This is a genomic window from Nonomuraea fuscirosea (assembly GCF_035917475.1).
GTDB classification, from domain to species: Bacteria; Actinomycetota; Actinomycetes; order Streptosporangiales; family Streptosporangiaceae; genus Nonomuraea; species Nonomuraea fuscirosea.
Window position 1 is genome coordinate 4673233 of the sequence record NZ_CP109074.1, and the last position, 13273, is coordinate 4686505.

12 protein-coding genes are annotated in these 13273 nt (G+C 68.3%); 7 read left to right on the forward strand and 5 right to left on the reverse strand.

Annotated elements, in window-relative coordinates; genetic code table 11:
• Positions 1–82 precede the first annotated feature (82 nt).
• The gene (locus OIE67_RS21555; RefSeq protein WP_326643056.1) at positions 83–451 is read left to right on the forward strand and encodes a DoxX family protein; all 369 of its coding nucleotides are present in this window, start codon (positions 83–85) and stop codon (positions 449–451) included.
• A gap of 942 nt (positions 452–1393) precedes the next feature.
• Here the strand turns inward: OIE67_RS21555 and OIE67_RS21560 are convergent.
• Both OIE67_RS21560 and OIE67_RS21565 read right to left on the reverse strand, forming a co-directional pair.
• Positions 1394–3295: an FAD-dependent monooxygenase gene (locus OIE67_RS21560; protein WP_326643058.1), complete on the reverse strand. Its 1902-nt coding sequence runs from the start codon at positions 3293–3295 to the stop codon at positions 1394–1396.
• Positions 3228–3803: an alpha/beta fold hydrolase gene (locus OIE67_RS21565; protein ID WP_326643060.1), complete on the reverse strand. Its 576-nt coding sequence runs from the start codon at positions 3801–3803 to the stop codon at positions 3228–3230. The genes OIE67_RS21560 and OIE67_RS21565 overlap by 68 nt, the downstream gene beginning before the upstream one ends.
• Positions 3804–3949: 146 nt before the next feature.
• Between OIE67_RS21565 and OIE67_RS21570 the strand changes: the two genes are divergently transcribed.
• The 5 genes from OIE67_RS21570 (at position 3950) to OIE67_RS21590 (ending at position 10507) form a co-directional block, all read left to right on the forward strand.
• Complete coding sequence (locus tag OIE67_RS21570; protein WP_326643062.1) at positions 3950–5371, forward strand: SLC13 family permease; 1422 nt, start codon at positions 3950–3952, stop codon at positions 5369–5371.
• 74 nt (positions 5372–5445) lie between these two features.
• Positions 5446–7236, forward strand: coding sequence for a thiamine pyrophosphate-binding protein (locus tag OIE67_RS21575; protein WP_326643064.1), 1791 nt, complete (start codon positions 5446–5448; stop codon positions 7234–7236).
• Complete coding sequence (locus tag OIE67_RS21580; RefSeq protein WP_326643066.1) at positions 7233–7958, forward strand: class II aldolase/adducin family protein; 726 nt, start codon at positions 7233–7235, stop codon at positions 7956–7958. The genes OIE67_RS21575 and OIE67_RS21580 overlap by 4 nt, the downstream gene beginning before the upstream one ends.
• Positions 7955–9460, forward strand: coding sequence for an aldehyde dehydrogenase family protein (locus OIE67_RS21585; RefSeq protein WP_326643068.1), 1506 nt, complete (start codon positions 7955–7957; stop codon positions 9458–9460). Before OIE67_RS21580 ends, OIE67_RS21585 begins: the two co-directional genes overlap by 4 nt.
• Before the next feature lie 204 nt (positions 9461–9664).
• A complete protein-coding gene (locus tag OIE67_RS21590) occupies positions 9665–10507 on the forward strand; it encodes an SDR family oxidoreductase (RefSeq protein WP_326643070.1) in 843 nt (280 codons plus the stop codon).
• Positions 10508–10558: 51 nt separating this feature from the next.
• On the opposite strand, the gene OIE67_RS21595 is transcribed toward OIE67_RS21590, so the two are convergent.
• From OIE67_RS21595 to OIE67_RS21605, 3 genes are all read right to left on the reverse strand, one after another.
• A complete protein-coding gene (locus tag OIE67_RS21595) occupies positions 10559–11812 on the reverse strand; it encodes an SGNH/GDSL hydrolase family protein (RefSeq protein ID WP_326643072.1) in 1254 nt (417 codons plus the stop codon).
• Between the two features lie 90 nt (positions 11813–11902).
• Positions 11903–12097 (reverse strand): helix-turn-helix transcriptional regulator, encoded by a 195-nt coding sequence (locus OIE67_RS21600; protein ID WP_326643074.1) that lies wholly within the window; start codon positions 12095–12097, stop codon positions 11903–11905.
• Positions 12094–12453, reverse strand: coding sequence for a hypothetical protein (locus OIE67_RS21605; RefSeq protein WP_326643076.1), 360 nt, complete (start codon positions 12451–12453; stop codon positions 12094–12096). The genes OIE67_RS21600 and OIE67_RS21605 overlap by 4 nt, the downstream gene beginning before the upstream one ends.
• Positions 12454–12776: 323 nt before the next feature.
• On the opposite strand from OIE67_RS21605, the gene OIE67_RS21610 reads away from it, so the two are divergent.
• Positions 12777–13235, forward strand: a complete 459-nt coding sequence (locus tag OIE67_RS21610; protein WP_326643078.1) for a MarR family winged helix-turn-helix transcriptional regulator — start codon at positions 12777–12779, stop codon at positions 13233–13235.
• The last annotated feature ends 38 nt before the right edge of the window (positions 13236–13273 follow it).

Here is a 13273-nt window from a genome sequence, read left to right on the forward strand (position 1 = left end):
GAACGAACATTCGTACTTGACAACTTCACTGCCTGTCTCATACAAAACGAATGTTCGTTCTCCTTCCGCGAAAGGTCACACCATGTCGTTCGCCGCCAACACGCTGAGCACTCTGGTCGCTCTCGTCTTCCTGCTCGCCGGCGCCCAGAAGGTCCTGTTACGGGATCCCGTGACGGCCAACCTGCTCAGACTCGGCGTCGGCTCGACGATGACCCGATCGATCGGCACCCTGGAGGTCGCCGGCGCCCTCGGACTCGCGGCCGGCCTCTGGCTCAGGCCGCTCGCCATCACGGCCGCGGCGGGCCTCACGCTGCTCCTGATCGGCGCAGTGGGATTCCACCTCCGCGCCCGCGACTTCACGCACCGGCGCCACCGCTCCCACGCCGTGGCACCCGTGGCGCTGGCCGTGGTCACCGGAACGACCATGGCCTTGTTGCTCGCGACTTCCTGAGCCAAGAGCGCGGTGACAGCACCGCTTCATCGCTTGAGGTCGCAAGGAACGGCGGCTCGATCAGCCCCTCCTTCACATGGGGTCCCAGTAGCAATCGCGGAAAATCCAACGGACATGGATCTGACCTGCATGGATGGTCTTTGGGTCCGCCGTCCCATGATCGTGTCTCTCAAGGAGTTCCCGCAGGTCAGCAGCAACACCGTTGGATTCTGCTCCGTTGCTACTGGGACCCCCATTACCGCCCGCCCCCAGAAGGCGCACCAAGTCCGCCTCGACATTTCATAATGTCCACATGAGGTAGCTGTTAGCGATCCTTGCACTAGTGGTCCTGTTCGCCTTGGCCGCCTGGGCCGACCTAGGAGAATTGGTATCAAAGTGGACGTCCGGCCCACTGGGATCGAACACGCCATGGGGGCCGCTAACGCTCTTCTGGTGGGGCCGCCTCGGGAAGTGTCTACAGTTTCTTGGCGGGCTTACCGCCCTACTCGATCTGGTTGAACCAGAAAAGGTTGAAGAGTTCATCCGAAAAGTATCAGTTCGAGCCGAAAAGCTGCACAAAACACTCGATGCGAGCTCACCTACGTCAGAGCTACTTTCGCTGGAGAACTCCATATACAACTCCACCGTCTGGCACAACCCAACAGACTGGAGAGGATGGGAGCCCGCGCGCCGAGTTCTCCGGCGAACAGCATGTGACCGGTGCCGATCAGGGTCATGGCAAGCGTGCGGGCATCCGTGTCCGTCAAAACCCGCTCGGCGGCGGCGAACAGCCGCGCCCGTGCATCGCGTAGGGCTACACCCGTCGGCATGAGTCCTCCTGCGAGCAATTGACGAATGGGCGTGTGCCTATTCGGCGTGGGCGCATGGTCACTTTACTGCCGCTGCCGCCCATTCATCACGTCTGCCGCAGGAACCGCCGTAGGACTCATGGCGATCTTGGTCTCAGTCTGCCGGATGCATTCCTGAAGACGCACGAAGTGCCGGAGTCGATTGGTCACGGCACCGATCCGTCCGCGACGTGGTCGACGCAGACCTCGCGGCCGCGGCCACACGTTCGAAGCGGTGCGCTCGATCGCCGGTCACTCGTTCGAGGTAGTCGGCCACGGATTGGTCATCCCAGCTGCCTCCCGTGAGCGCGACGTAGCCGTCAGGACGGATCAGCACGAGACCGTCGCCGTCGACCCCATAGAGATCGTGCGCCTCTCCGGCTGAGTCGATGAGTGCGCTTTCGCTGTCGCTGTCGGGGAGTCCTGGGGGAAGAATGCGATGCGTGTGCACCTCGCCGCGTCGGCCCTCGCTCACCTGGGGTGCGGGCTTGAGACCGAAGACGAGCAGCGTGAAGTGCGTGCCGTGGAACAGATCGAACAGCCTCACCTGCTCGTCGCTCGCTGGCTCGATGCAGTGGGCGTCCGGGGCGCGATCGCCGGCACGGATGCCGATCGCTTCATCCAAGTCGCGGGCCAGGCTGCTGCCTCGGTAGGTGATGCTCAGCTGGCTGACGTCGCTGAACGGGTCCCGGCCTTGGAACGCGCCGACGATGCGCTCTGACACGCGTGCGGAGTCGTCGCTGCTCCAGAACCTGCCCCGAGCGGTGGTCGAGGCCAGCACGTGCTCGGCGATCGGCAGACGCTCCTCCTCATAGGTGTCCAGCAGCGGTTCGGGCGCTCCGCGCAGGACGTGCGCGAGCTTCCAACCGAGGTTGTAGGCGTCTTGTACGCCCGTGTTCATGCCCTGGCCGCCGGCAGGCGTGTGCACGTGGGCGGCGTCTCCCGCCAGGAAGACGCGGCCGTCCCGATAGCGGTCCACCATACGGATGTTGACTTGGTACACCGAAAGGTAGACCGCATCGTGGAAGCGCACCCCGGACATCCCGACTCGCTGCGAGAAGATGTCGGCGAAGGTCTCCACCGAGACCGGGGAGGTCCCCTGGCCGTCGTCCGGCGGCAGCGGCGCGGTGAAGAACCAGGTTCCGCTTCTCGGCATGGGGGCCAGAGTCAGCATGCCGCCGCCGGGGCCGGTTGCCCACATGTGCGCGACCGAGGCGTCCAGTCCGTCGACGCAGAGATTGCCGAACAGCATCCGCTGCTGCTCCCACGTCTCCCCGAGGAAGTCGATCCCGACCTGCTTACGCACGGTGCTGCCGCCGCCGTCGCATCCGATGAGGTAGCGCGCCCGGATATTCTGGTGTTGCCCGTCGAATCGGACGGATGCCGTGACCTGGTCGCGGTCCTGTGCGAGTTCTACCAGTTCGCCGCCGAGTTCCACCCGGGTGCCGAGCGATGCCAGCTTCTCGCGCAGGGCCGCTTCGGTGAACTGCTGCCCCACCATGAGGCTGCCCGGATAGGGCGCGCCCGGCACGGGGGGAGCGTCGTACATCACCGCCTCGCGCACCACGTTCCCCTGCGCATCGTAGAAGCGCGTGGGAAGAGGTGGTTCGGCGTGTTCAGCCAGGCGGCCACGCACGCCGAGGTCGTCGAACACCTCTTGCGTGCGGGCCCGGATGCCGCGGGCCCGCGTTCCGACTGGATACGCGGGGGCACGATCGATGATCCGCACGCGGACGTCGCGGCGGGCGAGGTCGCACGCCAACGTGAGCCCCACTGGCCCTGCGCCGACGATGACGACATCCGTCATGTGTGAAGTCTCCATGGAGACGCTCTCCCTTCGTCGCGGCGATAGAGTGACCGCGCGCCCATTTTGAGTGGGCAAGCGCCCACTCGTCAACCCTGTAACGGGACTCCTGATGATCTTCTTGCTTGGGACGCAAGATGATCTATCAATGTGTGAAGGCAAGGGCCCGGATCTGCTCGAGCATGGATGGCCAGAGTTGCCTGAGCAGGTCATGGCCCATGCCGGGATAGGTGACCAGGCGTGCGCCGGTGATGGCTGCCGCGGTGGCCCGTCCGGCCTTGAGCCTGATGACCTGGTCGTCCTCGCCGTGCAGGACGGGGTCCCGGTAGCAACGGAGCAGAATCCGACGGTGTTGCTGCCGACCTGCGGGAACTCCTTGAGAGACGATCATGGGACGGCGGACCCAAAGCCCATCCATGCAGGTCAGATCCATGTCCGTTGGATTTTCCGCGATTGCTACTGGAACCCCCACATGGTTCAAGAGCGCCATCCGCACCCGATCATGGCGCCGTTCGGCCTTACAGACGTTTCCGGCCAGCCACTCGGCCGCCTTCTCGGCATCGTCCACCCCGCACGCGCGGAACCCGGTGACCTTGCGGATGTCAGCGCGGTCATCCTCGCCGGTTCGCCGCCCCGCCATCTCCTCATCACGGTGCCGCGCCCGAAATACCGCGGAAACTTTCTGCTGTGCAGAACAGACAGTATCGACAGCAGACTGCACCGGCGCCTACAGTCCAGTGACCGGGCCGGACGACCGCTGGACGCGAGACATCCGCCGAGCTCACGCCGCGGGAGCGGCCCGGCCGTCGGGGGGCGAAGTCCCGAAGGCTGGAATCCTCAACCAGCCGTGATGAACGGATTCACGTCATGCAAGTCCATCTGCTCGCCATCGCGGTGCTCGCACTCGCGTTCCTCCTCGGCGCACTGCGCGGCATCAACCTCGGCGCCGTCGCCCTCGTCGGCGGCGGCGCCATGGTCCTGCTCGTCACCGGAAAAGGCGTCGACGAGCTGTACGCCGCGTTCCCCGCCGACCTGTTCGTGCTGCTGATCGGGGTCACGTTCCTGTTCGGCATCGCGGCCGTCAACGGCACCATCGAATGGGTCGTCGACGTCCTCAGCCGCTCCGTACGCGGCCGTGCGTCGGTGATGCCGTGGCTGCTGTTCCTCATCGCCGGAGTCGTCACCAGCCTGGGCGCGCTCGCCCCCGTCGTCGTCGGGCTGGTCGCCCCGATCGGGATGCGGCTGGCCAAGAAACACGGGATCAGCCCCAGGCTGGCGGGCCTGATGATCCTGCACGGCGCCTGCTGCGGCAACTTCTCACCCGTCAACCTGCTCGGCGCCACCGTCAACTCCACTCTCGAACGGGGCGGGCTCGACCCGTCCCCCATCGCGCTGTTCCTGGCCAACATCGGCTACAACGTGCTGCTCGGCGTCGTCATCTACTGCTTGTTCGGCGGCCTGCAGCTGTGGCGCGCCGAACGCGGCACCCCCGCCCTCGCCTTCCCGGCCGTCGGGCAGCCGGCCGTCGCCACCGTCGGCGCGGCCACGATCGCGACCGAGCCGGGCGAGACTTCGGCCGGGACTTCGGCCGGGACTTCGGCCGGGACCTCGGGCGGGACTTCGGGCGGGGCGGCGCGGACGTCCGCGGCGGGATCCGAGGCGGCGGCCGGCCCGCCCAGCCCGCAACCTCTGGGTTTCGACCGGATCAAGGGCCTGACCCTCGCCGTCATCGTGGTCGTCGGCGTGATCGCCATGGTCGGCAAGGTCGACCTCGGCATCCTGGCCCTGTCCGCGGCGGTGATCCTCATGGTGGTCGCGCCGAAGAGCTCGGCCGGCGCCGCCAAGCGCATCGCCTGGGACGTCGTCCTGCTCATCTGCGGCGTCGTCACCTACGTCGGGCTGCTGAACGAGATCGGCACCATCAAGTTCGTCGGCGACGCCGCCAACAGCCTCGGCTCACCGCTCGCCACCGCGTTCCTCATCTGCCTGATCGGCGCGGTCGTCTCGGCCTTCGCCTCCAGCGCCGGCATCATCGCCGTCCTCATCCCGCTCGCGATGCCGTTCCTGCTCAGCGGCCAGATCTCGGTGACCGGGATGGCGATCGCGGTGGCGATCAGCGCCACGGTCGTCGACTCCACCCCGTTCTCGACGATCGGCGCGGTCGTGCTGTCCAACGCCGACGCCGAGGACCGCGACTACACCTACCGCGGCTTCCTGTCATGGGGCGCCCTCATGGTGGTGACCGCGCCGGTCCTGACCATGGCCTTCGTCCTTCCCGGCCTGCTCTGAAAGCTTCCCGGCCTGCTCCGAAAAGCTTCCAGGACCGCTGCGCAAGCCTCCCGGACCGATCTGAAAGGCGATCGATGACCACCACCGACGACGTACCCGCGCACCCCGCCCCACCGACCGGCCGCACCCCCCAATGGGGCAGCGACGCCGTCGTCGACCTGCTCCAGCACGCCGGCATCCCCTACATCGCCCTCAATCCGGGCGCCAGCTTCCGTGGCCTGCACGACAGCCTCGTCAACTACGCCGGCGACGCCGGCCCGCACCTGCTGCTCTGCCTGCACGAGGAGCACGCCGTCGCCATCGCCCATGGCTGGGCCAAGGTGACCGGCGAGCCGATGGCCGTGGCGCTGCACAGCAACGTCGGCCTCATGCACGCCACCATGGCGCTCTACAACGCCTGGTGCGACCGCGTCCCCATGCTCGTCATCGGCGCCACCGGCCCGCTCGACGCCGCCGAACGCCGGCCGTGGATCGACTGGATCCACACCGCCGCCGACCAGCCCGCGCTCGTCCGCAACTTCGTCAAATGGGACGACACCCCGACCTCGGTCCCCGCGTCGCTGGAATCCCTCGCCCGCGCCTGGGACATCACCCGCACCGCGCCGACCGCGCCCACGTACGTCGTCCTGGACAGCGCCGTCCAGGAGCAGCAGCTCACCAACCCGCCCGCACCACCCAGAATCACCCACGGCCGCGCCGCCGACCAGCCGACCGCCTCGGCGGACTCGATCGCCAGGGCCGCGGCCATCCTGGCCCGGGCCACCTCACCCGTCGTCCTCCTCGGCCCCGGCCGGCGCGACGACACCGCCTGGACAAACCGGATCAAACTGGCGGAAGCACTCGGCGCCCGCGTCATCACCGACCTGAAAGCCGGCTCCACCTTCCCCACCCGCCACCCCGCCCACGTCCCCGCCCCCGGCTTCTTCCTCGGCGAACCCGCCCGGCACGCCCTGCGCGACGCCGACGCCATCCTGGCCCTCGGCTGGATCGACCTCGCCGGCACACTGGCGCAGGCCGAAGTGCCCGGCTCCGCCGCCGTCGTCTCCGCGACCCTGGAACCGCTGCTGGCCAACGGCTGGAGCAAGGACCACCAGGGCCGCGCCCCCACCGACGTCTGGCTCCCCGCCGAACCCGACACGGCCGTGGCCGACCTGCTCACCCACCTCCCGCCCGCCCCCCGTACCCCATGGACCCCACGCCCGGCACCCGTACCGGCCACGAAAACCGGACCCATAGACCTGCCCCGCCTCGCCGCCACCCTGCGCTCGGCACTGACCGGCCTCGACACCACCCTCATCCGCCTCCCCCTCGGATGGGACGGAGACAGCTGGGACTTCGAGCACCCGCTCGACTACCTCGGCTACGACGGCGGCGGCGGAATCGGCTCAGGCCCCGGCATGACCGTCGGCGCCGCCCTCGCCCTGCGCGGCACCGGACGACTGCCCGTCGCCGTACTCGGCGACGGCGACTACCTCATGGGCGTCCAGGCCATCTGGACCGCCGTCAACCAGCACGTGCCCGCCCTCATCGTCGTCGCCAACAACCGCTCCTACTTCAACGACGAAGTCCACCAGGAGAAGGTGGCCCTCGTCCGCGACCGCGACGTCAGCCGCAAATGGGTCGGCCAGCGCATCGCCGACCCCGCCCCCGACCTGGCCGGGCTCGCCCGCGCCCAGGGCGCCGTCGGCTACGGCCCCATCACCGGCCAGGAACAACTCGCCGACACGCTGCGCACCGCCGTCCACGACGCCCGCGCCGGCGCCACCGTCGTCGTCGACGTGGTCGTCAAAACCGGCTACGCCCCCGCGATGGCCGCCGCACTCACCCGCGAAGACCAAGCCGACAAGGCTGAAAGGAACCGATGACCCACCCGCACCCGGCCGGCGCCGACCTGCCCGACGCACTCGCCGCCGCCAACCGCATCCTGGTCCGCGAGGGAGTCCTCGACGCCTTCGGCCACGTCAGCGCCAGAACCGCGCCCGGCGCCGGCACCTTCCTGCTGTCCCGCAACCTCGCACCGGGCTCCGTCACCCCATCCGACCTGCTCGTCCACCACCTCGACGGGCAGATCGACGACCCCCGCCCGCCCTACCTCGAACGATTCATCCACGCCGAGATCTACCGGCGCCGGCCGGACGTGCTCGCCGTCGTGCACAGCCACTCACCGTCGGTCATCCCGTTCGGCCTCAGCGACACCCCACTACGGCCGGTCGTCCACATGGCCGGGTTCCTCGCCGCCGAACGCACACCCGTCTACGAGATCAGCGACCACGCCGGCGACGCCAGCGACCTCCTCATCACCTCACCCGAACTCGGCGCCTCCCTCGCCACCACCCTCGCCGGCGGCTCCGTCGCCCTGATGCGCGGCCACGGCTCGGTCACCGCCGGCGCCTCCCTCATGGAAGTGGTCTACCGCGCCGTCTACACCGAGGTGAACGCCCGCATCCAACTCCAGGCCCTGACCCTGGGCACCCCGCGCTACCTCAGCGCCGGCGAGGCAAAAGCCGCCGACCAGTCCGTCGGCGCGCAGGCCCGCCGCGCCTGGGACGTCTGGCGCAACCAGATCACCCAGGACGGCCCCCGATGACCACACAACACCTCACCACAGCCCGCCAGGAACGCCGCCACGAGATCGACGACGTACTCCGACGCCCCTTCCACCTGCTGATCGGCGGCCGCCTGACCCCCGCCTCGGGCGGAGCCACGTTCACCACCACCGACCCCTGCACCGGCGACACGCTCGCCACCGTCCCCGACGCCCGACCAGCCGACGTGGACGCCGCGGCCGAAGCCGCCGAACACGCCCGCACCGGCTGGCGCGCCACCCCGATCGCCGAACGCGCCCGCCACATCCTCGCCCTCGCCGACACCGTCGAGCACCACGCCGAGGAACTCGCCCTCCTGGACACCCTCGACGTCGGCTCCCCCATCGTCAACGCCCGCACCGACGTCCGGATCGCCGTCGAGCAGATGCGCATGTACGCCGGACTCGCCCTGGAACTGAAAGGCCAGACCATCCCGGGCTCCGGCGCCCTCCACCTGACCCTGCGCGAACCGGTCGGCGTGGTGGCGAAGATCTTCCCGTTCAACCACCCGCTGATGTTCGCCTGCCGCGTCGCCGCACCCCTCATCGCCGGAAACCCGTGCGTCATCAAACCACCCGAGGCAGGACCGCTGTCCACCCTGCGGCTCGGCGAACTGGCCCGCGACCTCCTCCCACCGGGCGTGCTCAACATCGTCACCGGCGACGGGCCCGCGGTCCCCGACCGGCTCGTCCGCCACCCCGCCGTCCGCCGCATCGGATTCATCGGCTCCGAACCCACCGGCCGCGCCATCCAGCGCGCCGCCGCCGAATCCGGCGTCAAACACGTCACCCTGGAACTCGGCGGCAAGAACGCCATGATCGTCTTCGACGACGCCCCCGTCACCGAAGCCGCGCGCAGCGCCGTCGCCGGCATGAACTTCATGTGGGCCGGCCAGTCCTGCGGCTCCACCTCACGACTGCTGATCCACGACAGCGTGTACGACGAAGTCCTCGCCGAGGTCGCCCGGGCAGTCGACGAAATCCGCGTCGGCGACCCGCTCGACCCCGCCACCACCCAGGGCACCATGGTCGACCGCCGCGCCCAGGCCAAGGCCCTCGACCACATCAAGATCGCCATCGACGACGGCGCGCGTCTCGTCCGCGGCGGCACCCCACCACAACCCACCGGACCGGCCGCCTTCGTGGCCCCGACCGTCCTGGCCGACGTCACCCCCACCTCCCGCGTCGCCCAGGAGGAGATCTTCGGGCCCGTCCTGTCCGTCCTGCGCTTCCACACCGAGGAGGAGGCGATCCGGATCGCCAACGGCGTCCGCTACGGCCTCACCGGAGCCGTCTGGACCAACGACCTCGACCGCGCCTTCCGCGTCGCCGAGGCGATGGAAGCCGGCTACACCTGGGTCAACGGCTCCGGCGCCCACTTCCCCAACGTCCCGTACGGCGGCGTCAAAGCCTCCGGCGTCGGCGCCAAGGAGGAATGCCTCGAAGAACTGCTCTCCTACACCTCGGAGAAGGTCGTCAACGTCATGATCCGCCGCAACGGGTGACAGCCCGCCGCTCGACGATGCTGAAGATCTCCGGGAGCCGTGACCCCCGCGCCCTTGGAACCGTTCCGCTTGAACCGTTCCGCAGCCTGTTTCCGCAGCCTGTTTCCGCAGCTCAGGGCTGGTTCAGCGGAATCCGGGCAGGAGACGGAAAGCACCGGGACGCGACCGTCCCGGCCCGCCCACCAGCGCGAAGGAGCTCCGCACATGTCCACCTGGTTCATCACCGGCGCCTCCCGAGGCCTCGGCCTGCACATCGCCCGCACCGCCGTCGCACACGGCGACACCGTGGTGGCGGCGATCCGCGACCCCGCCCGCCTGCCCGACGACCTCCAGCAATCCAGCCAGGTCCTCGGCGTCCGGCTCGACGTCACCCGCGACGAGCAGATCACCCAAGCCGTCGAAACCGCCGTCCAGCACTTCGGCACCATCGACGTCCTCGTCAACAACGCCGGCCGCGGCCTGCTCGGCGCACTGGAAGAGATCACCGACACCGAGACGCGCTCCCTGTTCGACCTCAACGTCTTCGCCCTCACCAACCTCATCCGCGCCGTCCTGCCAGGCATGCGCGCCGCCGGCCACGGGAAGATCGTCAACATCGGCTCCCGGGCCGGCTTCGAGGGCGAACCAGGCGTGAGCATGTACGCCGCCTCCAAATTCGCCGTCGCCGGCCTCAGCGAAGCACTGTCGGCCGAACTGGCACCGTTCGGCATCCAGTGCATGGTCGTCGAACCCGGCGTACTGCGCACCGACTTCCTCGACACCAGCTCCCTGTCCACCGCCGAACACCGCATCGACGCCTACGACGGAACCCCCGCCCACATCACCCTGGACTGGGCCGGCACCGCCAACCACACCCAGATCGGCGACCCGGCCAAAAGCGCCGCCCTCATCTACGAGGTCACCTGCCAGGACGAACTGCCCGGACACCTCTACCTCGGACCCGACACGCTCGAACGGCTACAGGTCAAACTCGACCGGATCCACCAGGATGTGACCCCTTGGCGGGCCAAATCCGCCGCCACCGCGTACGACGACACCACCGCCTGATACCCGCGACGCGCCCGGCCCCAGACAGCCGGACGCGCAGCCGAGGAGACCTCAGGAGACGGTGAGCGAGCCGTTCGCGTTACGGGCACACGTCACGACCGACCGCGGCGCCGCCGCGACAGCGCCCGCAAGGCACTGCCCGAGCACCGAGTGACCCGCCGCATTGGGATGCCACGACTCCTGGCAGGTCTGGAAATAGGTGACACACGTGTTCGCCGCCCGCTGGATACCGATCTTGTCCCAGCCGGACAAACTCGTGATGAACGTCCCGGACGGCCCGTCCTGCACCCGGACCGGCGTCGCCAGCGCACCACCCGGACTGCCGGGATTCTCACACAGCCTGGCCCCGTCGAAAGCCCGCTGAACATCCAGCACCCGCACGTCCGCCGCCGGACGCTCGGCCGCCAGCGTCGCCCGCGCATTCTTGACCAACGAGCCGAGACTCTCCGAGAACACCTGCCCAGGCGCCAGACTCGCCCGGTGAATCGGGCACCCCGCCGCATACCGCTCAGCGCCCAGAGCACGGAACTTGTCACGAGTGTCGGAACGGTTGTCCTCTTCGTGATACTGCGAGGCGAGTTCAGGCGGCAACGGATTGGTGTACGTCTGCAGAATCACCTGATGACTGCCATCGGCGTCAACCTGGTCGAGAGTGTCCAGAATCTGCCGCAAAGCCGCCGTCGTCTCAACGGTGGCGGCGGCGACCTCGGCCCCGGTGGCCAGATCCGACGCGGTGCAGGGCCGCTGCGGCACCTCACCCTTCAGATAAGCCCAGAACTCCCACCACCCCGTCCAGGCGTCCGCGATGAACCGGTTGGCACACAACGTGGCCACATCACCGAACGTGAACTGCGTGTTGTTCGAGCCGAGACCGACCAGCACGACATCGATGTCGTACGACTGCGCGACCGCCCGCAACTGATCGAGCTGCGAAGCGACGGTGCGGCCCTCGGGCCGGGCACTCGCGGGAGCGGCGATGTCGGCGGGCTGAGCACCGGAGCACGCGAGATTGAAACGCTGCTGAATACCCGGGAGCGACGCCGCGAACACCGAGGCGTTCGCAGAGCGGTGACAGAAGTAGGCGTTGCTGTTGGCCGCCGACCAGCCGGGGAAACCCTGCGCCGTACCGGAGTCGTCGACGACGGGCTGGTAATTCCCCGCGCCCTCGCCGCTGACGAAACTGTCGCCGAGCGCGACGGCGGCGGTGGGCAGAGCCGCCTGCGCCGGCCCGCCCTGCACCACCTGGACACCCGTCGCGCTCACCAGAAGCGCGACAACCGCGGTGGCACGCTGAAATAACCGCATAACCACCTCATTTCCTACTAAATGAGTACGAAATACGCATGTGTGGATCACAACACGCCGCACCCACCCCGTCAACACACCGCCCCCACCTCACTGATCATCGAGAAAAACCTCCTCGATCCTCAGCGCGAACACCCGGGCGAGACGGAAAGCGACAGGAAGACTCGGATCGAACTTCCCCGTCTCGATGGCATTGATCGTCTGTCTCGACACACTGACCCGCTGAGCCAGCTCAGCCTGCGTCCAGCCACGCTCGGCCCGCAGCTCCGTAATGCGATTCTTCATCGGTACCTGATCTTGCCCGCGACGAAGGAGACCATGTAGACGGCCCCCAGAAGCGCGGGGAACACCGCGATATCCACGTCATAGGCGACGAGACCGGAGGCGTCCGCGACGACGTACGAGAACCCGCCGACCCACCCCACCCCGAGAGCGACCACCAGCGCATCCTGCACGATCTTCCGCTGCAGCTCATCGATCCCCCGGAAGAACCGCGCGAACGCGACGATCCATCCGACGCCGACGACCAGATTGACGGCGACCGCGGCCCAGCTCGCCACCGGCTGCCCCGAGCCCCACGCGAGCCCGGGCCCGAACTTCGACAAGGCCAGGGTCGCCGCCCAGGCGAACGTCCAGAGCACGAGCCGAACGGACACCCTGGCCGACTCCCGATAGCCCCCGGTCGCGTTGTGTGCTTGCACGAATGGCCCTCCCACCAGCGAGATGTCAAGTACACTTGACACGGTAGGAGGCGCTCGTCCCTATGTCAAGTGTGCTTTACATGGATCGAGTCGGCCCGGCATCGCGCTTGTGGTGGGCGCATGGGCGTAGCCCATGCCTTTTGGAGTGCATGTGAGGTTTATTGCGCCAACCCAGCGCCTTTACAATGTAGATTTCCAAGCTGAGGCCGGGGCCGCGGAAACACTTCCATAAACTATAAATATAAAAATGCTATGCTTCTGGCATGAGCCGACAAGACGCCGCTCCTGGCGCGTCCGCCGCCATCGGGACAGCCCTCTACGGCCTTGCCACCAGGGCCGTGAGACGTCTACCCCGGGACATGAGCCTGACCTCCGCCGCCACCCTGGCCACCCTGGACCGGACCGGCCCGCGCCGCATCACCGATCTGGCCGCGGCCGAGGGCGTCACCCAGCCCGCGATGACCGTCCTGGTCCGGGTGATGGAGGAGTCCGGCCTGGTCGAGCGGCGGGGCGACGCGTCCGACAAGCGGGTCACGCTGGTGTGCCTGACCGAGGCCGGCGCCTCCTATGTCCGGACTCGGCATCAGGCGGGCGTCCAGGCGTTCGAGCGGTTGATCGGCAAGCTGAGCGGCGATGAGGTGGAGGCTCTGGTGGCGGCCCTTCCGGCGCTGCGGCATCTGGCGGAGCTCGAAGGCCAGGACCGCGAAGGGCCGAAGCAGTGACCGGCAGCCGGTCGGCGGAGTCGCGGGGGAAGGCGCTC